Annotated in this window: 18 protein-coding genes and 1 pseudogene; 11 read left to right on the top strand and 8 right to left on the bottom strand. The window is 67.1% G+C overall.

Annotated elements, in window-relative coordinates:
• The first annotated feature begins 98 nt into the window (after positions 1-98).
• The 3 genes from JOF29_RS28890 (at position 99) to JOF29_RS28880 (ending at position 1,475) form a co-directional block, all read left to right on the top strand.
• Entirely contained in the window at positions 99-485 is a 387-nt protein-coding gene (locus tag JOF29_RS28890) for a helix-turn-helix domain-containing protein (protein ID WP_209697559.1), read from the top strand.
• A gap of 22 nt (positions 486-507) precedes the next feature.
• Positions 508-1,029, top strand: coding sequence for a hypothetical protein (locus JOF29_RS28885; RefSeq protein WP_209697558.1), 522 nt, complete (start codon positions 508-510; stop codon positions 1,027-1,029).
• Positions 1,030-1,130: 101 nt separating this feature from the next.
• Complete coding sequence (locus tag JOF29_RS28880; protein ID WP_209697557.1) at positions 1,131-1,475, top strand: DUF2516 family protein; 345 nt, start codon at positions 1,131-1,133, stop codon at positions 1,473-1,475.
• Here the strand turns inward: JOF29_RS28880 and JOF29_RS28875 are convergent.
• The 3 genes from JOF29_RS28875 to typA form a co-directional block, all read right to left on the bottom strand.
• A complete protein-coding gene (locus JOF29_RS28875) occupies positions 1,472-2,263 on the bottom strand; it encodes a L,D-transpeptidase family protein (RefSeq protein WP_209697556.1) in 792 nt (263 codons plus the stop codon). The genes JOF29_RS28880 and JOF29_RS28875 overlap by 4 nt on opposite strands.
• Positions 2,264-2,386: 123 nt before the next feature.
• Entirely contained in the window at positions 2,387-2,986 is a 600-nt protein-coding gene (locus JOF29_RS28870) for a L,D-transpeptidase (protein WP_209697555.1), read from the bottom strand.
• 180 nt (positions 2,987-3,166) lie between these two features.
• Positions 3,167-5,029, bottom strand: coding sequence for a translational GTPase TypA (typA, locus tag JOF29_RS28865; protein ID WP_209697554.1), 1,863 nt, complete (start codon positions 5,027-5,029; stop codon positions 3,167-3,169).
• A gap of 269 nt (positions 5,030-5,298) precedes the next feature.
• Between typA and JOF29_RS28860 the strand changes: the two genes are divergently transcribed.
• Complete coding sequence (locus JOF29_RS28860) at positions 5,299-5,934, top strand: TetR/AcrR family transcriptional regulator (protein WP_209697553.1); 636 nt, start codon at positions 5,299-5,301, stop codon at positions 5,932-5,934.
• A gap of 174 nt (positions 5,935-6,108) precedes the next feature.
• On the opposite strand, the gene tgmC is transcribed toward JOF29_RS28860, so the two are convergent.
• The 4 genes from tgmC to JOF29_RS28840 form a co-directional block, all read right to left on the bottom strand.
• Positions 6,109-7,278 (bottom strand): ATP-grasp peptide maturase system methyltransferase, encoded by a 1,170-nt coding sequence (tgmC, locus tag JOF29_RS28855; protein WP_209697552.1) that lies wholly within the window; start codon positions 7,276-7,278, stop codon positions 6,109-6,111.
• Positions 7,279-7,310: 32 nt separating this feature from the next.
• Positions 7,311-8,288: an ATP-grasp ribosomal peptide maturase gene (gene tgmB / locus JOF29_RS28850; protein ID WP_209697551.1), complete on the bottom strand. Its 978-nt coding sequence runs from the start codon at positions 8,286-8,288 to the stop codon at positions 7,311-7,313.
• Between the two features lie 7 nt (positions 8,289-8,295).
• Positions 8,296-8,610, bottom strand: coding sequence for a putative ATP-grasp-modified RiPP (tgmA, locus tag JOF29_RS28845; protein WP_209697550.1), 315 nt, complete (start codon positions 8,608-8,610; stop codon positions 8,296-8,298).
• A gap of 127 nt (positions 8,611-8,737) precedes the next feature.
• Positions 8,738-9,076, bottom strand: coding sequence for a hypothetical protein (locus JOF29_RS28840; RefSeq protein ID WP_209697549.1), 339 nt, complete (start codon positions 9,074-9,076; stop codon positions 8,738-8,740).
• 237 nt (positions 9,077-9,313) lie between these two features.
• Here JOF29_RS28840 and JOF29_RS28835 point away from each other — a divergent pair, with 237 nt between their 5' ends.
• The 3 genes and pseudogenes from JOF29_RS28835 to JOF29_RS43705 all read left to right on the top strand — a co-directional run bounded on the left by JOF29_RS28835 (position 9,314) and on the right by JOF29_RS43705 (position 11,071).
• Positions 9,314-10,153 carry a GntR family transcriptional regulator gene (locus tag JOF29_RS28835; RefSeq protein WP_209697548.1) on the top strand — a complete coding sequence of 280 codons (840 nt, stop codon included), beginning with the start codon at positions 9,314-9,316 and terminating at the stop codon, positions 10,151-10,153.
• A pseudogene (locus tag JOF29_RS46125) lies at positions 10,150-10,566 on the top strand (GNAT family N-acetyltransferase); the annotation flags it as partial. The gene JOF29_RS28835 and the pseudogene JOF29_RS46125, both read left to right, overlap by 4 nt.
• A gap of 118 nt (positions 10,567-10,684) precedes the next feature.
• Entirely contained in the window at positions 10,685-11,071 is a 387-nt protein-coding gene (locus tag JOF29_RS43705) for a hypothetical protein (protein ID WP_245359563.1), read from the top strand.
• A 17-nt stretch (positions 11,072-11,088) separates the two neighbouring features.
• Here the strand turns inward: JOF29_RS43705 and JOF29_RS28825 are convergent, their stop codons facing one another.
• On the bottom strand, positions 11,089-12,090 hold the full coding sequence (locus JOF29_RS28825) for an asparaginase (RefSeq protein ID WP_307863749.1): 1,002 nt from the start codon (positions 12,088-12,090) through the stop codon (positions 11,089-11,091).
• Between the two features lie 244 nt (positions 12,091-12,334).
• Here JOF29_RS28825 and JOF29_RS28820 point away from each other — a divergent pair, with 244 nt between their 5' ends.
• Genes JOF29_RS28820 through JOF29_RS28805 form a run of 4 tightly spaced genes read left to right on the top strand, consistent with a single transcriptional unit; the run spans position 12,335 to position 17,891 of the window.
• Positions 12,335-13,654, top strand: a complete 1,320-nt coding sequence (locus tag JOF29_RS28820) for an ABC transporter substrate-binding protein (RefSeq protein WP_245359559.1) — start codon at positions 12,335-12,337, stop codon at positions 13,652-13,654.
• A complete protein-coding gene (locus tag JOF29_RS28815; protein ID WP_209697545.1) occupies positions 13,654-14,541 on the top strand; it encodes a carbohydrate ABC transporter permease in 888 nt (295 codons plus the stop codon). Before JOF29_RS28820 ends, JOF29_RS28815 begins: the two co-directional genes overlap by 1 nt.
• Positions 14,542-15,450, top strand: a complete 909-nt coding sequence (locus JOF29_RS28810; protein WP_209697544.1) for a carbohydrate ABC transporter permease — start codon at positions 14,542-14,544, stop codon at positions 15,448-15,450.
• On the top strand, positions 15,447-17,891 hold the full coding sequence (locus JOF29_RS28805) for a beta-galactosidase (RefSeq protein WP_209697543.1): 2,445 nt from the start codon (positions 15,447-15,449) through the stop codon (positions 17,889-17,891). Before JOF29_RS28810 ends, JOF29_RS28805 begins: the two co-directional genes overlap by 4 nt.
• The last annotated feature ends 2 nt before the right edge of the window (positions 17,892-17,893 follow it).

Raw genomic sequence — 17,893 nt, 5'->3', positions numbered from 1 at the left:
GGGTGCGCGCCCTCACTTCTTCGGACGTCAGCGCTGGGTGAGGGGGGTCACGGCGGGGGTGCTTGCAATTGCAAGCGCTCTGCTAGCACACTGGGGGCATGGCCAAGTTGAGTGATCGGGCGGCTGGGGCGGTGGGCTCCCTAGGGGAGTACCTCGCCGAGCAGCGGCGGCATGCGCAGTTGTCGCTGCGGCAGTTGTCCGATCTGGCCGGAGTGTCGAACCCGTACCTCAGCCAGATCGAGCGCGGCCTGCGGAAACCGTCGGCCGAGGTGCTGCAACAGCTCGCGAAGGCGTTGCGGATCTCCGCGGAGACCCTGTACGTACGGGCCGGCATTCTCGATCCGGACGAGAGCCAGGAGGGCAAGCAGCCCTCCGGAGTGGTCGACGCCGTCCTGCTCGACCCGGCGCTGAACGAACGGCAGAAGCGTGTACTGCTGGACGTGTACGCGTCGTTCGTCCGCGAGAACACCCCCACTGCTGACTGAAATCACCCCGAGGAGAAGCCTGATGGCTACCCGTACGCCCGTTACCCCGTTCTACGCGATCGCCGGCGCCGGCGACCTCGCGGTCGAGAAGGTCCGCGCCGTCGGCGTCGACGTGACCGCCCGGTTCGCGAAGCTCGACCAGAAGACCCTGCAGGCCGAGCTCACCAAGGCGCAGTCCGAGCTGACCAAGCGCTTCGAGGCGATCGTCGCCGACGCCCGGACCGCTCCGACGAAGCTCCGCGAGCTGCCGAAGACCGCGCAGAGTGGTCTCACCGTCGTACTCGGCCAGGCCGAGGAGACGTACGAGGACCTGGCCGGCCGCGGCAAGGACCTGGTCGAGCGGATCCGCCACCAGCAGGCGACCGAGGACCTCGAATCCGCCGCCAAGACCACGGTGAGCAAGGCCAAGGCCACCCGCACCACCGCCAAGAAGACCGCGCAGACCGCGACTCGCAACATCAAGGCGACCGCGACCAGCGCCCGCAAGACCGCGAAGGCCGCCACCAAGGCCGTCGAGGACGCCGCCGACAAGATCGGCGACTGAGTGTGACGATTCCCCCACTTCGGGGTGAATCCTGCGTCCGGGCGGTCCCCAGCTGTGCTCGAGCAGCGGTGGGCCGCCCGGCTGTCGGTTAGGCTCGTAGTATGAGCATCTGGCAGAGCCTGATCCCCGGATTCACAGATCCGCTGTCGGTGATCTGGTGGGTCCTGATGGCCATCAAGCTGGTCGCCCTCGCCGACGCGGCGGTCCGGCCGCGAGCCGTGTTCATCGCCGCCGACAAGCTCACCAAGCCCGGTTGGGTGCTCGTTCTGGCAGTGTTCGCCCTCAGCCAGGTCTTCCAGGGCTGGCTGAGCTTCTTCGGCCTGATCGGCATCGTCGCGTCCGCCGTCTACCTGGTCGACGCCCGTCCCGCACTGCGCGCCGCCACCGGCCGTGGCCGCGGCGGCTGGGGCGCCCTGCGCCGCCGCCGGGGGCCGCGCCCGCTCTAGGACCGGTAGACGATCACCTTGTCGCCGACCTGGACCTCGTCGAAGAGGACCTTGATCTTGGCCAGGTCACGGACGTTCACGCAGCCGTGGGACGCACCGTTGTAACCACGGGCCGCGAAGTCCGACGAGTAGTGCACCGCCTGCCCGCCGCTGAAGAACATCGCGTACGGCATCTTCGAGTGGTACAGCGTCGAGACGTGGTACCGACTCTTCCAGCCGACCGTGAAGCTGCCTTCCCGGGTCGCGGTCTTCACCGCGCCGAACCGGACGTCCATCTGCATCTTCACGACGCCGTCGACGACGTACCGCAGCTGGCGCGTGGACTTGTCGATGCACAGCGCCACCCCGGTCGCGCACCGCGGGTCGAGCTTCTTGCCGTCCACCACCGGCGCCGGCGGGTACAGCTCGGTCTGCGTCGGCTCGTGGGTCACCCTGACCAGCTGGTCAAGGGTGTTCTGGTCGAGATACCCGAGCTGGGGAATGCCTTTGGACTTCTGGAACTTCTTCACCGCGGACCGGGTCATCGTCCCGAAGCTGTCATCCTGGTAGCGCTTCTCGAGCAGCTTCAGCTGTACGAGACGGGCCTCGACCGTGCGCACGCTCGCCCCGGTGGACCCGTTCTTGAGCACGGCCTTCGGGTAGATCGGCAACTCACCGCTGATCTCGAACGGCGTCGCCCGAACGTCGGCGGTCGTCGCGGTCGCGGTCGTTCCGGCACCCAGGAGCGCCGCGATCGCACCGCCGGCAACCATCGTCGTGAGCAGCTTGCGAATGATCAGCCCGCGCATCGGGCCCCCTTTCCACCACCCGTAGGACGCCCGAGCCCCCGAAATGGTTGGTTGCTCAGAGTACTCCGGTGAAACGCGACAGCGGCCGGGCAATCGCTCCCCGGCCGCCGGCGTACAGTCAGCTCACTTGCTGTAGACGACGACCTTGTCGCCGACGTGCACCCGGGCGAACACCCAGGCGATCTTGCTCTTGTCGCGAACGTTCACGCAGCCGTGCGACGCGCCGTTGTAGCCGCGGGCGCGGAAGTCCGACGAGTAGTGCACCGCCTGGCCGCCGCTGAAGAACATCGCGTACGGCATCTTCGAGTGGTACAGCGTCGAGACGTGGTTCTTCGACTTCCGGTAGACCTTGAAGACGCCGTTCCGGGTCGGGGTCTTCATCGCGCCGAAGCGGACGTCCATCACCTGCACCGGCTTGCCGTTCACCAGGTACACCAGCTTCCGGGTGTGCTTGTTGATGCACAGCACCCGGCCCCGGGTCATACAGCGGCTGTCGAGCTTGTACTTGCGCATCACAGCCGCCTGGCTCGCGGCGGTACTCGTCTTCGCCGCCGCCGGTGCGGCCGACGGCGGCAGGCCGGCCGGCTTCGGCGCGGTCGCCGAGCTCTGCGCCGTCCCCGCAAGGCGCGGTGCGGCCTCGGCCGCGGTGGTCGCCGAAAGTGCTCCGACGCCGACGAACGCGGCAGCCGTCAAGGTCGCGCCGAGCTTACGCAGAATGCCCATGATTCCGTTGTCCTTCCCCCAAAGTGTGCTTCCACAAGACAGACGTCGCTAACTCACGTCTGGTTGGTAACGAATCAAAACTTTCTTCCCCCGCCACCGACCGAGACATGGTGTATCACACCCGGATGTATCTTCACCGCATCCCGTGACCGACCGTTTCCGGTTCGTGTCCTGAGCGCGTCAGGACTTGGTTTTGCGGCCAAGCTTGGCGCGCTCGATCTGCGTCAGCGCGACCTTCCGCATCCGGATCGCGTCCGGCGTGACCTCGACACACTCGTCCTCGCGGCAGAACTCCAGCGACTGTTCCAGCGACAGCTTCCGGGCCGGCACCAGCTTCTCGAACTCGTCCGCGTTCGAGCGGACGTTGGTCATCTTCTTTTCCTTGGTGATGTTCACGTCCATGTCGTCGGAGCGCGAGTTCTCGCCGACGATCATCCCCTCGTACACCTCGGTGGTCGGCTCCACGAACATGGTGCCGCGCTCCTGCAGGTTGATCATCGCGTACGACGTGGCGGCGCCCGAGCGGTCGGAGACGAGCGAGCCGGACGGGCGGGTGCGAAGCTCGCCGAACCACGGCTCGTACCCCTCGAAGACGTGGTGGGCGATCCCCGTACCGCGGGTGTCGGTGAGGAACTCGGTCCGGAAACCGATCAGGCCACGCGCCGGGACCAGGAACTCCATCCGGACCCAGCCGGTGCCGTGGTTGGTCATCTGCTCCATCCGGCCCTTCCGGACCGCGAGCAACTGGGTGACCGTACCGAGGTACTCCTCCGGGCAGTCGATCGTCAGCCGCTCGACCGGCTCGTGCCGCTTGCCGTCGATCTCGCGGGTGACCACCTGCGGCTTGCCGACGGTCAGCTCGTAGCCCTCGCGGCGCATCTGCTCGACCAGGATCGCCAGCGCCAGCTCACCACGGCCCTGCACCTCCCACGCGTCCGGCCGCTCGGTCGGCAGCACCTTCAGCGACACGTTGCCGACCAGCTCGCGGTCGAGCCGGTCCTTGACCAGCCGCGCGGTCACCTTGGTGCCCTTGGTCCGGCCGGCCAGCGGCGACGTGTTGGTGCCGATCGTCATCGAGATGGCCGGCTCGTCCACGGTGATCAGCGGCAGCGGCTTGGGGTTGTCCGGGTCGGTCAGGGTGTCGCCGATCATGATCTCCGGGATGCCCGCGATCGCGACGATGTCACCCGGGCCGGCCGAGTCGCCGGGCACCCGCTCGAGCGCCTCGGTGACCAGCAGCTCGGTGATCTTCACCTTCTGGATCGTGCCGTCGTGCCGGTACCAGGCGACCTGGGAACCCTTCTTCAACGTGCCCTCGTGCACCCGGACGAGGGCGAGCCGGCCGAGGAACGGCGAGGCGTCGAGGTTGGTCACGTGCGCCTGCAGCGGCGCGCCCTCGGTGTACTCCGGGGCGGGGACGTTCGCCAGGATCGTCTCGAACAGCGGCTCGAGGTCCTCGGAGTCCGGCAGCCCGCCGTCGGCCGGCTGGTTCAGCGACGCACGGCCCGCCCGGGCCGACGCGTAGACGACCGGGAAGTCCAGGGCGCTCTGGTCCGCGTCGTGGTCGAGCAGGTCGAGGAACAACTCGTACGTCTCGTCGACGACCTCGGAGATCCGGGCGTCGGGACGGTCCACCTTGTTCACCACGAGAATCACCGGCATGTTCCGCGCCAGCGCCTTACGGAGTACGAACCGGGTCTGCGGCAGCGGGCCCTCGGAGGCGTCCACCAGCAGCACGATCGCGTCCACCATCGACAGCCCGCGCTCGACCTCGCCGCCGAAGTCGGCGTGGCCCGGGGTGTCGATGATGTTGAGCGTCATCTGCTCGCCGTTGGCCATCTTGTGCCGGACGGCGGTGTTCTTGGCGAGGATCGTGATGCCCTTCTCACGTTCCAGGTCGCCGGAGTCCATGGCCCGCTCGTCGACGTGCTGATGGGCACCGAACGCGCCGGACTGCCAGAGCATCGCGTCCACGAGGGTGGTCTTCCCGTGGTCGACGTGGGCCACGATCGCGACGTTGCGCAGGTCGTTACGGAAAGGCATGAGGAAGCGCTCCAAGCAGTCAGAGGGTTCTGGCGGTGGCTACGGCTGGTTTCACGTGCCACTCGACACAGGGCGCAGCGACCTCATTCTACCTGTTGACGGCGCGTGTCCGGAAAACGGGATGATCTTTGACTTTCGTTGACTGGACGTCCAGTCTATAGACGGCGCCTGGGGAGGGGCCGTACGACGGGGGGTCAGCCCGGAGGCGCCGGACACAAGGGGTATGGGATTGTCCGGCGCTTCGGGGCCCTGACCATTGCGAGGAACCGGTGCCGCGATCGCCGAGCGTCAACCAGGAACTGCGGGAGCGGTCCCGCGAACGCATCCTGGCCGCGGCCCTCGACGTCTTCGCCGCGAAGGGGTACGAGGCCGCGTCGATCTCCGAGATCACCACCGCTGCGGGCGTCTCCCGCGGCCTCGTCTCGTACTACTTCGCCACCAAGGAGCAGTTGGCCGCGGAACTCCTGGACCGTTGGCTGGACGGCGTCGCGGGCATCCTGACCATCCAGGGAACTCCTGATGAACGTTTGGCCGGCATCATCGACGGCACCCTGCTGGCGGCGGCCGGCACGTTGCCGATCCAGCGGCTGGCCATCAGCCTGATGATGCAGCCCGGCACGCACGACGTGTTCGCCCGCGTCGAGGACGCCAAGTCGGAGCGCCTGTCGCTGGTCGAGGACGCCATCCGGGACGTGTTCGCCGCCCGCGGCGCCGCCGACCCGGCCGTCGAGGAGATGTTGCTCAGAGCAACGTTGGAGGGCGTGACCGTGAAGCTCGCGATCTACCGCGAGACCTTCCCCCTGGAAGCAATCCGCCACCGCCTGTACGCCGGCTACTCACTCCCCGCCCCGGCCACACCGCTCCCGTTCACCTCACCCCCAGCCGACCGCCTACGCGCCAAATAACCCGAACGACCCGACATCATCGCCACCCGCCGCGGACACACGACAGCCGGCGTGTCTCCGAACCTGCCCCAGGGATGAGGCCGGCTGAGGACAGAGGAAAGCCAAAGAAGGAGAGAATTTGGAGTGGTAGGGCCTGGGTCACGCCAGCGCCTACCAGCGGTTGGGCAGATGGGGTCAGGTCCCGAGAGGTAACGCGGCGAACTCGGACCCGACGGAGTCCGACAAGCGAACCGTCTGAGCAGTGGCTGTGATGTCGAGTCTGAACGAATCGAGCGATGGCCTCCCCAAGGCATCCCAAGCTGCAAGCTTTGATTCCACCCGCGCCCACAGGTCCACCCGACCGGCTGTTCGGACGCGCCACGAGCCGTCTGACTGCGGAATCAGGGCCGCGAACGCCTCCAGCTCCGCGTCGATCAGGTAGTTCACCATCGGCCCGTCGTCTTCACTGATGCCTAACGGTTGGCACCCGGGTACGGCGAGTTGTGCGACAAACGCGGCGGTCCAGTCGACTGCCTGATCGAGCACGTCGGGCCCGACCGAGGTCACGCGCTCCTCGACCGGGGAGTCGCTGAGCCAGTCGAACAGATCGTCCGGCAAGGGTGGACGATCGTGCGGCCGCGCGGGCATGAACGAGTCCGTCGTACCCAGGAATCGCCCTTCGGCCGAGCCGCCCTCGAAGACCTCGACGCGTACCAGGCCCGCGGACGCGTCGAGCCAACCCGTGAGTGTGGTGAGGATCGAGCCGCCGGCCCGCGTCTGGTCGATCCATGCCGTCGGAATGTGCCGGACCGAGCAAGTAGCGACGACTCGGTCGTACGGCGCTCCCGCCGCGTGACCGTCGATTCCGTCGCCAACCACAAGGGTCGGATCAAACCCTGTACTGCGCAGTGCACGACCAGCACGTCCCGCGACCTCGGGGTCGAACTCGACCGAGGTGACCGCGGCCCCAGCAAGGCGCTCACTGAGCAGCGCCGTCGAATAGCCCGTGCCGGTGCCGATCTCCAGGACCTTGCTGCCGTCTTCGACGCCGAGCTCCTCGAGCATCCGGACCACCAGGCCCGGCATGGTCGAGGAGGACGTCGGGACACCTGCGATCGGCAGATCGGTCTGTTCCGGAGTCAGACGGCGGTCGAGCTGCGTCACCCAGGTCGCGTCGGAGTAGACCAACTGCAGCAGCTCGGCACCGGCAACCAGCTCGGTGGTCACGGGCGCCCACAACGTTTCACCCGGCCCGTCGACCGGCCGGAAGAAGGACGGGATGAACGCCTCCCGTGGCACTGTCTCCACCGCACGCCGCCACGGTTCGGTCCGGAGGTCGCCCGTCACCGCCAAGCTGTCGGCCAAACGCCTCCTCAGCTCGTCAGCTGTCGCGTGGATCACCGGACGCCTCCTGCCAGCAGGTCTGCCATCGCGGCGACCATCGGTTCGCCGGTCTCGTCCTCCAGCCAGGCCCACTGACCGTTGGGATTGCACTCGAGGAACACGGCCTCACCCGCCTCCGTCAACGCGAAGTCGAAGCAGCCGAAGATCAGTCCGAAGCGTTTCAGATAACTCTGCATGGCCGCGACCAGGCCGGCCGGAGGCTGTACGACGGTGTAGCCGAGCTGATCGTAGTCGTATCGCCAGTCGAGCTGCGTCGGATCATCCGTGTCGATGCGGACGCAGAACGTTGCATCACCAATCACCGTAACCCTTAGATCGGCCTCCTTCTCGACGCGCGCCTGGAACAGATGCATGGTCGACGAGACCGATTCATCCAGGTCCTGAACGGTCACCTCACGCACCCAGATCGACGCAGGCTGCCCGTCGTCGCTCTGGTACTCACCGACGTACAGCGGCTTGTAGATCGTCGGCTGCTGCGCCGTGAACTCGCGGGCGTCCATCAGATCATTGGTGATGAGCGTCGACGGCACGTTCAGGCCTACCTCGACGGCAACCGCAAGCTGGGCAGGTTTGTACTCCGCATCCGCGATCGCGTGCGGGTGGTTCACATAACGGCACCCGGTCAGCCCGGTCAGTACACCGCCCAGGCCGAAGCGTGCCTGGGCCGCGGCGAACCGCGCTGCTTGCGGCTCCAGCCGGGGGTAGGCGAAGCCTGTCGGCCGCCGGTAATACAGCGACCTGACGGCACCGAGCGCCACCACCCGACTCGGCGTCGTCATCCAGCCCAGAAACCCACCGGGGTCGGTCTCATCGTCGATGTACGCCGACATCGACAACCGATCGGGAAAGTCGCCGGGATCGAACCGAACTACCGGCACGCCACGCTCGCCGAGCTCCGCGATCACGAGGTCCGCATGTGCATCATCCAGTTCGGTCACGACCATGACCGGCCGCGGGTCCTTGTCCGCCATCAGAGGCTCAATCCAGCTTGGTGTCTTGCTCGTGGTCGGTGTCGCCACCTGGTCGAGAGCCGTCCTTGCGGTTGCCGGTTTTGGTGCCCTTCTCCGTACCGCGCCGCGACCTGGAGTGCTTACCAGGAGCCATCGTGATCACGCCGTTCGGCGTGACATACCGCGCGAGCTGGGTTTTCGGATCGAGATCAACCACCGTCTCGGGCACCTGATCGACCGACAGGAACGGCTCGAGGCGTGACAGGCCCCAGGGCCGCGAACAAACACCCGACTGTCGCCCGGAGGGCGCACCGAGCGGAAGACGATCTGCGTATCGCAACATCTCAGATTCCTTTCCTCGCAACGTGCCAATGGTTGTCAACGGCAGCCGAGCCGAGAGCTGCGGGCGCAATGTGCTGTTCGATCAGGTGATCGCCGAGCCGCAGGTCAACGCGCCGTACTGCCGCTCGTCAGCCATCGTCTCCGCACCTCGCCGGGCTCCGGCCGGAGCGATCGGCTGTGGGTTCGACCGCGTAGACGCTGACTCCGGTTTCGTCCCGAACAGCCCGCACCCTCGCCTCCGGATGCGGCCCCAGGTGCTCGAAGCTCGGCACGATCACACCGGCCGCACCATGCCTCGTAATTGCCTGAAGCAACGACTCGAACGCACCGTTCCCCGGCTGCTCCCGATAGGTCACTCCAAGCACATAGCCCTCGCGAAAGGCCCAACCCGCCATCCGGCCCGTCAGTTCGAGCTCGGCGGCCGGTGCACCGTTGACCCGCACGAAGCCCAGCATCAGCGGCCGCATGACCGGAACCATTCGAAGCCGATCACCGGCACACATTCGCCCGCCATCGCAGACCTCCGTTCACTGAACGTCAGATTCGGAACGCTCAGTGCAACTGTGCACGCCTTGAGAGGTTGTGTCAACCAAGCAATCAAGTAACTTGGTTCATTCAAGGGTAGTGTGACGGCGTGGGAGTCAAGCGAGCTTGACGGCCGAGCACGCAGGAGGAGTCGAGACGTGGCGCACGCCTATCAGCAGGTGCTGGAGGACCTGACCCGCGCGATCTACGCCGGCCAGTACCGCCCGGGCGATTTCCTGCCGACCGTCCGCGACCTGGCCGACGAGTACGGGATCTCACCATCGACCGGACGCCAGGCCGTGAACGAACTACAGCGCATGGGCCTCGCCTACTCCGGCTACGTCAACGGCAAGCGCGGCGTCATCGTCAGATCCCGCGGCCGGACGAACTTTCACGCGACCGACGCGCTCCGACCGGGGCGCTCGGGATCCGGAACCGACGCATTCACGGAGAATGCGCGCCGAGCCCGACGGGTGCCGACGAAGCGGTTCACGATGGTCATGCGTGTGCCACCGGCTCACGTTGCCCAACGTCTCGGGCTTCCCACCGACACGATCGTCGTCGAACGAACGACACTCCAGTTGCTCGACGGCGAACCTTGGTCACGGGAGCGGAGCTGGTACGCACCCGATCTCGCAGCGCAGACCGGGCTCGACACTCCGCACGACATCGAAGAAGGGACCATCCGACGCCTGACGGAACGGGGATTTCGGGAAACCGCGCATCGAGACGAAGTAACCGATGCTGCGGCCAACGATGAGGACTCGACGGACCTCGGCGTTATCCTCGGCGCGCCGTTGCTGGTGCAAACGCGTACGGCAGCCACCGATACACGCGTGACACGCGTGACCCAGACGGTGCGATTGGGCGGTCGTAATCGGCTGATCTGGGAGACCGGCAGCGCGGAGGGTGTCGACGCGATCCGCCGTCAGCTCGCGGAAGGAAGCAGGCTGTCCGACGCCGACGACGAAGCTCCGAGCGACGGGTACGGCGAATCCATCGAGGGACAAGAGTTGTGACGTTCACTCTCGTTAGAGCAACCGCGGACGACACGGCAGTTGTCGCTGAGCTTCTGACCGCACGGGCCACCTGGCTCGCCGAGCGCGGTTTCGCTCAGTGGTCCAAGAAGGACCCAGCACGCGACACCTCGGCGACGATCGCCGCCGGCGAGACATGGCTGCTTCTCGACGAAGCCCGCCGCACCGTCGGAACGATCACGCTGAGCACCCGCGCCGACCACGACTTCTGGAGCCGATCGGAGCGAAGCGTTCCGGCCCTCTACACCTCGAAGATCGCCACCGGTCTCGAATACGCGGGGCAAGGACTCGGCCAGCTCCTCCTGCACGCGGGATTCATGTACGCGCGCCGTCGTGGACTCTCGGTTCTGCGATGGGACGTCTGGCGCACCAACCAGAGCTTGCAGACGTATTACCAGTCCCTCGGCGCGCGGCTCCTCCGAGTCGTCGAAGTACCAGGAAGGTCCAGCGGCGCGCTGTTCGAGTGGAGAGCGATGGACCGCGCTGTCTGGCAGGGCCGGGTCACCTGGCCTTGTGACGATCGATGCGCCGGAGGGAGAGATCCAGTTGCTCGGCTCCGTCACGGAGCACACCGTTGTGCGGGCTGGAGCCGACGCCTGCGACCGCCTTCAGCCGACCCGCGCCGATCACGTCCACACGACGGTCGACCTGAGCACGGCCGCATCAACGCAGGCCGTGACGGTCAGCCCGACCGACACTTCCCCGTCGATTCTGTTCCACGCCGGTGATGCGTGGCGCCTCGACGGTGCGCGTGTCTCCGGCCCCCTTCTCGACAACCTGCAACCAGGACTCGTGTACCGAATCGCACACAAGGGCGTCCCCGGCGACTGCCATGTCGTACTGCTAGGCGAGCAAGTCGACGCCGCCTGGGCGCCGCGACCGTATGTCGAGGCGCTGTAGTCCCGTCCGCCTCGGACTCAGCCGAAGACAGCGGGGTTCGGTCGGACCGCGCCGACCTCGACACTGCCGCCGTACAGCGGGAAGCAGACTTGCTTGTCGATTGCCTCGTGGTCGAGGCCGAAACGGCGGAGGGTGGCAGCGATGGCGACCGACGAGGCTCGCGTTGCGCCGTCCTCGATCTTCACCGCGATTCCACGACCGTCCGCGAGCCCAGCGGCGTACACGCCCTCCGCACCGATCTTGCAGAACAGACCGGGTACGGCGCGCATCAGAGCGGCTTCGTCGCGTCTGCTTCCGCTGGCGTACTCAGGGTACTGCCGGAAGGCCGTTGCGATGCGTCCTTCGAAGGTTTCAGGAGGTGCCGCCGCGAACAGGCCGAACGAGCGGGCGAGGCCGGCGAGGCTGATGGCGACGAGGGGAGCTCCGCAGCCGTCGACCGCCACGTGGGCGACCTTCTCACCCGCAGTGTCCTCGATGGCTAGCCGGATCGCCTGCTGCAGCGGGTGTTCCGGAGAGCGGTAGTCGTCGCGTCCCCAGACGCCGTCCGGGCTCTTCTCGCGGGCCGGGTCGTGGATCGGCCAGCCGTTCTGGACGCAGGTCGCGATCATCGCGGCGTGTTTGCCGGAGCAGTTCATCGTGATGCGTTCCTGCGCGTGACCGGCCCGGATCCATTCGTCGCGACTCTGATCGTCCAGTGGGTAGGACGCCGGCGTACGCAGCGCGGTCTCGTCCAGACCGACACCCGCGAGGATCTCGCGTACGCCGTCCAGGTGGAACTGTTCGCCGGAGTGGGAGGCGGCGGCCAGGGCGAGGAGTTCGTTGGTGAGGGGGAGGCCGTTGCGGAGCATGCCGAGGGCTTGCATGGGTTTGTTGGAGGAGCGCGGGAACATCGGCTCGTCCACGATGCCGGCGGACCACTCGACGGAGCCGTCGGGGCTGGTCACCACGACGGAGCCGCGGTGGTGGCCTTCGACGAAGCCGCTGCGGACGACGTCGGCCAGGATCACAGGTTCGGTCACGGCTGAACTGTACAGGTGCAAAACACCCTGTTGCGAATGATCCGGCACACAGCTCACCCACTTGGGGAGGATTCTCCCCGATCCGGGACGGAACCCTCCCGATCCCGACGCACCGCCGGGGAGGGCGGGGGCTGGGTCACGGTTTGGGGTTTCGGGGGCCGAGGTCTTGTCAACGATTATTCCAATGGTTAGTTTAACCGCCACCCAAACCCTCAGGGTTGAACAGAAACCCTCAGGGTCCAACATGCTGGAGGGTCAGGCGATGACGATGGACGGGACACGGCTGGGACGGCGTGGATTTCTCGGAATGGGACTGGCGGCCGGCGTCATCACGCTGACGGCCTGCGGATCGGACAACAAGACCGCCACCGCCTCGGGCGACGCGGAAGCCGCCGACCTGGTGATGACGGTGTGGGGCGGCGAGAACGACAAGACGACGTACCAGAAGCGGATCGACCTGGTCACGCGGAAGTACCCGAAGCTGAAGATCACGCTGCAGCTGATCCCGAACGACGGGTACGCGCAGAAGGTGCAGACGATGATTGCCGGCGGCAAGGGTCCGGACATCATGCAGGTCGCCGAGAGCGTCAACGTGTACTCGAGCAAGAACCAGATCCAGCCGCTCGACGACCTGGCGAGCAAGGCCGGCCTCGACCTGCAGAAGCGGTTCGGCTCGATCGGGAAGCTGTACTCGTACCAGGACAAGGTCTACGCGATCCCGGACCGGTCCGGCGCGATGATCGTGTTCTACAACAAGGCGCTGTTCGCGGCCAAGGGCGTCAAGGCACCGAGCGCGGACTGGACCTGGGACGACGCGCTGTCGGCGTTCAAGGAGCTGACCGTGCCGGGCAAGCAGTGGGGGTACGCCGGTTCGGGCTGGTGGGCGCAGTGGTGGAGCTTCGTGTACCAGAACGGCGGCAAGATCATCGACGACAGCGGCAAGCCGGCAGTCGCCTCCGACGAGGTGGTCGAGGCGCTGCAGTGGGCCGGCGACCTGATCTTCAAGCACGGCGTCGTACCGACCCAGAAGGACTACGCGAACATGGGCGCGGACGTCGGCGGCGACCAGGCGTTCGCGAACGGCAAGGTCGCGGTCAACACCACCGGTTTCTGGGGTATCGGCGGCCTGACGAAGTCGAAGATCGAGTGGGACATCGCACCGCTGTGGAAGGGCAAGCAGCAGGCTGTCACCGCGTTCGGCAGTGGCCTCGCGATCTCCCGTACGGCGAAGAACCCGCAGGCGGCGTTCAAGGCGATCGACTTCCTCACGTCACCGGACGCGCAGCAGCAGATCATCGCCACCGGCCAGGACGTGCCGGCGAACCTCGACGTACAGAAGAGCGACGCGTTCCTGAAGCCGTCGTGGATGACCAAGCCGGTGAACCTGAACGTGTTCGGTGAGTCGAGCGGCTTCGTCTACCGGGCGCCGTTCATCCCGCAGTGGAACGAGCTGCAGAAGGCGTTCGACGACGGGCTGGCCGACTTCTGGCTGGGCAAGCAGGACGCACGGACCGCGCTGACCGCGATCCAGAAGCAGCTCGAGTCCATCGTCAAGTCGAGCTGATGTCGAAACTGCGGCGCCGCGAGGCGCTCTGGTTCTACCTGTTCGCATCGCCGTGGATCATCGGCTTCGTGGTCTTCCTGCTGGGGCCGATGATCGCGTCGATCTACATCTCGCTCACCGACTGGGACTCGTTCACGCCGCCGAAGTGGGTCGGGCTGCAGAACTACACCCGGCTGCTCACCGACGACCCGGTGTTCTGGAAGGCGTTGTGGAACACGTTCTACTACGCCGCGATCTCGGTTCCGCTCGGACTGGTGATCGGTCTGTGGCTGGCGAACCTGCTGAACAAGCAGGTTCGCGCCCGCAAGCTGTTCCGGACGCTGATCTACCTGCCGACGCTGGTCCCACTGGTTGCCACCGCGATGATCTTCAAGATGGTGCTCGCGCCGTCCGGCCCGCTGAACGACGCACTGGGCCTGTTCGGCATTCCCGGCCCGTCGTGGTTGCTGGAAGCGGCGTGGGTGAAGCCCGCGCTGATCCTGCTGTCCGTGTGGGGCGCCGGCGGTGCCACCGTACTGTTGCTCGCGGCAATGAAAGGCATCCCGCGGGAGCTCTACGAGGCAGCCGAGGTGGACGGCGCCTCACCGATCCGGCAGTTCTGGAGCATCACCGTCCCGCAGCTGACACCGATCATCTTCTTCAACCTGATCATGGGGCTGATCGGCGCGTTCCAGGTGTTCTCCCAGGTGTACATCCTGACCAAGGGCGGGCCGAACAACGCCAGCCAGACGATGGTGCCGCTGCTGTTCGACCAGGCGTTCTCGTTCTACAAGATGGGCTACGCCTCGGCGGTCTCGTGGCTGTTGTTCCTGGTCATCCTGGTGTTCACGCTGCTCGCCTTCCGTACGGCCCGCCGCTGGGTGTTCTACGAAACCGAGGTGAAGTAGATGGCCACCGCACTCTCCGCAGCGACTCCGGCGCGGGAGCGCAGTACGACGAAGGAACGCGTCGTCGGGGTGTTCCGCGCGTCTCCGTTCAGCTACGCGACGCTGATCCTGGTGTCGGCGGTGCTGTGCGTGCCGCTGGTGTTCGTGGTGTCGATCGCGTTGTCCAGCGACCAGACGGTGAACGCGAACACCTTCACGATCCTGCCGCGGGAGTTCCACTGGGAGAACCTCACCCGGGTGTTCGGTACCGACCTGCCGATGCAGCGCTTCCTGCTGAACTCGGTGATCATCTCGGCCGGCGCGGTGCTCGGCCAGATGCTGTCCAGCGGGCTGGTGGGCTACGCGTTCGCGCGGTTGCGGGCGCCAGGCAAGAACGCGCTGTTCATCGTGGTGATCGCGACCATGATGATCCCGTCCCAGATCACGATGATCCCGCAGTTCATCCTGTTCAAGGACCTCGGCTGGGTGAATACCTACCTGCCGCTGATCGTGCCGAACTTCTTCTCGAACGCCTTCAACGTGTTCCTGGTCCGGCAGTTCGTCTCCCGGCTGCCGAGCGAGATCGACGAGGCCGCGATGGTCGACGGGCTGGGCTTCTTCGGCATCTACCGGCGGATCATGCTGCCGATGCTTGCACCGGTCCTGATCGCGATCGGCATCTTCACGCTGACCGCTACCTGGGGCGACTTCATGGGCCCGCTGATCTACCTGAACGACGAGTCCAAGATGCCGCTCGCACTGGGCGTGCAGTACATCACCAGTACGTCGCAGGCTCTGCAGTCGCCCCCGTGGAACCTGGTGATGGTCGGGTCCATCCTGCTCACGCTGCCGATGATCCTGGTGTACTACCTGGGACAGCGGTACCTGTACGAGATGGACATCAGCGGCGGAAGCGCAGGGGTCAAGTGACAGTCTCTCTTGATGCGCGCGGCATCACCATCGACGGCACACCGCAGGTCGTGCTGTGCGCGTCGCTGTTCTACTTCCGGTTGCCGCGGGAGCAGTGGCGGGAGCGTCTCGAGCAGGTCCGCGGGTCCGGGTACACGTGCGTGGACGTCTACCTGCCCTGGAACTTCCACGAGCTCTCCCCCGGTCGCTGGGCGTTCGACGGCCGCCGGGACGTCGCCGCGTTCCTGGACCTCGCGGCCGAGACCGGGCTGCACGTCATCGCCCGCCCAGGTCCGTACATCTGCTCGGAATGGGACGGCGGTGCGCTGCCCGCCTGGCTCGGACTCGACCCCGCGCTGCGCGTCCGGCAGAACGAGCCGCGGTACCTCGCGCAGGTGACTGCCTGGTTCGACCAGGTGCTGCCGATCCTGGCGGCCCGTCAGCACGGTGCGGGCGGCACGGTGATCATGGTCCAGCTCGAGAACGAACTGGACTTCTTCGACTGCGCCGACCGGCCCGGCTACATCTCCGCGTTGCGCGACCTGGCCGTTGCCCACGGCATCGACGTACCGCTGATCGCGTGTTCCGGTCAGGGTGATCTGTTCGGGGCCACCGGCGACGTCGCGGACGTCGTACCGGCCTGCAACTTCTATCCGGACGACGGCTCGCCGTTCGTGGAGGAGGAGGTACGGCGGTACGCGCGACTGCTCGCGGAGCGTGGGCTGCCGCTGCTCGTCACCGAGACGAACCGGCGGCACCGGACGCTCCGCCGGTTGCTCGCGAGCGGCGCCTCGCTGATCGCGCCGTACCTGCAGTCCTCGGGATGGAACTTCGGCTACGCCCCCTCGACCGGGAACTGGGGACGGCCCGGGAACTTCATGAGCCACGGGTACGACTTCGGCGGCTACGTGTCGTCCACCGGCGTGGAGCGTCCGGAGTACGCCGAGGCGCAGGTGCTCGCGTGGGTGCTGCAGGCGCTCGGGCCGCGACTGGCCGCGGCCACTCCGGGCGCGCCGATCGAGGTGAGCGCCGACTTCCCGACGAGCTCGTCGCACTCGGTGCTGGACCTGGACGGTGGCGGCCGCCTGGTCGCCGTACCGAACCTCGGCACCGAGGACGGTCACGCGACCATCGCAGGGACCACGGTCGCGGTGGCCGCCGACTCCTGCCCGCTGATGCTGCTCGACCTGCCGCTCGGCGAGACCACGCTGCGCCTCGCGTCGGCCGATCTGATGGCTGCGCGGGACGACCTGCTGTTCTGCTCGTCCGTGCCGGTGACCGTGATCGTTGGGAGCACCACCGAAGAGATTCCGGTCGGTACGTCGCGGATCGTCGAAGGCGTCACGGTCACCGTCGAGCCGCCGCCGGAGGTCGCTCCGCCGGACGCCCCCGGCACGCATCGTCCGAACGTACAGCGACGTACGTCGGCGCCGCCCGCGATCCCGGCCGGAACGTATGAGGTTCCACCGCCGCTGGAGTTGCTCGGCGTGCACCGCGGGCGCGGGACGTACGCGACGACCACCGACCTGACCGGCGAGCTGCTGCTGGTCGGCGCGGCCGACATCGTCGACCTGTCGATCGGCGGCCGCGTGCACACACTGGCCGGCTTCGGGGCGACCGAGCGCATCGACGTCCGCGGGCTCGAGGGCGAGCTCCGGGCCACTGCCGAGATCTGGGGCCACGCGAACTTCGACGACGTACGGCTGCCGTCGATGCGGCTCGGTTCGCTGCGCGGCCTCGGCACGATGTGGAACGTCGTCGGGGCGCAGGACATCTCCGCGCTCTGGACGGTCGACGGCCACTGGGCCGGCGCCCCGGCTCCGGTGCGCAACCTGGCCGGCTGGAGCAGCACCCGAGTCGGGACGCCGATCACCTACACGCGCCGGGTCGACACCAAGACGCCGGCCGCCCTGCACCTGGACGGCGTCCGCGCCCCGGTCAGCGTGACCGTCGACGACGGCGAGGCGCTGACGGTCCACCGCGAGGATCCGTGGGCGCTCCTGCCCGCGGGCACCAAGCAGGTCTCACTGACGCTCCCGCACGACCCGAGCGCCGGCGGTCTCCGTGCCGAACTGCTCACGCTGAGCCCGGTTCGTGACTGGACGTGCTCGGCGCAGAACGACGAGCTACTGACCGAGTTCGCGTCCCGGCGCGAGGCAGGTCTCGACATCGAGCTGCCGCTCACGCTCCGGCCGGGCGAGGAGGCCTGGCTCGACCTGACGCTTCCAACGTTGGAGAATGGGGCGCTGGTACGGCCCGAGGGCGCTCAGGTCCGGGTCACCGGGTGGGCGTCCGGGGAATGCCTCGGACGCGTCTGGCTCGGCGACCGGCCGGCGTTCTCCGGCGGCGATCCCGACGTACTGTGGATCCCGCCGGGCTGGTCCGGGCTGGCGCTGCTGGTCCAGGGCGTCGACGGACCGGGCACACCGGAGCTTCGGGCAGTCAGGATCGAGAGTACCTAGGG

The organism is Kribbella aluminosa, assembly GCF_017876295.1.
Classification (GTDB): domain Bacteria; phylum Actinomycetota; class Actinomycetes; order Propionibacteriales; family Kribbellaceae; genus Kribbella; species Kribbella aluminosa.
The sequence above is the reverse complement of the archived record's forward strand: the minus strand, read 5'-3'. Positions and strand labels throughout refer to the sequence as shown.

Bases quoted from the DNA above. Each gene is read 5' to 3' on its own strand.
- JOF29_RS28890 (WP_209697559.1), top strand. From the start codon at position 99: ATGGCCAAGTTGAGTGATCGGGCGGCTGGGGCGGTGGGCTCCCTAGGG.
- JOF29_RS28885 (WP_209697558.1), top strand. From the start codon at position 508: ATGGCTACCCGTACGCCCGTTACCCCGTTCTACGCGATCGCCGGCGCC.
- JOF29_RS28880 (WP_209697557.1), top strand. From the start codon at position 1,131: ATGAGCATCTGGCAGAGCCTGATCCCCGGATTCACAGATCCGCTGTCG.
- JOF29_RS28875 (WP_209697556.1), bottom strand. From the start codon at position 2,263: ATGCGCGGGCTGATCATTCGCAAGCTGCTCACGACGATGGTTGCCGGC.
- JOF29_RS28870 (WP_209697555.1), bottom strand. From the start codon at position 2,986: ATGGGCATTCTGCGTAAGCTCGGCGCGACCTTGACGGCTGCCGCGTTC.
- typA (WP_209697554.1), bottom strand. From the start codon at position 5,029: ATGCCTTTCCGTAACGACCTGCGCAACGTCGCGATCGTGGCCCACGTC.
- tgmB (WP_209697551.1), bottom strand. From the start codon at position 8,288: ATGGCGGACAAGGACCCGCGGCCGGTCATGGTCGTGACCGAACTGGAT.
- tgmA (WP_209697550.1), bottom strand. From the start codon at position 8,610: ATGTTGCGATACGCAGATCGTCTTCCGCTCGGTGCGCCCTCCGGGCGA.
- JOF29_RS28840 (WP_209697549.1), bottom strand. From the start codon at position 9,076: ATGCGGCCGCTGATGCTGGGCTTCGTGCGGGTCAACGGTGCACCGGCC.
- JOF29_RS28820 (WP_245359559.1), top strand. From the start codon at position 12,335: ATGCTGGAGGGTCAGGCGATGACGATGGACGGGACACGGCTGGGACGG.
- JOF29_RS28815 (WP_209697545.1), top strand. From the start codon at position 13,654: ATGTCGAAACTGCGGCGCCGCGAGGCGCTCTGGTTCTACCTGTTCGCA.
- JOF29_RS28810 (WP_209697544.1), top strand. From the start codon at position 14,542: ATGGCCACCGCACTCTCCGCAGCGACTCCGGCGCGGGAGCGCAGTACG.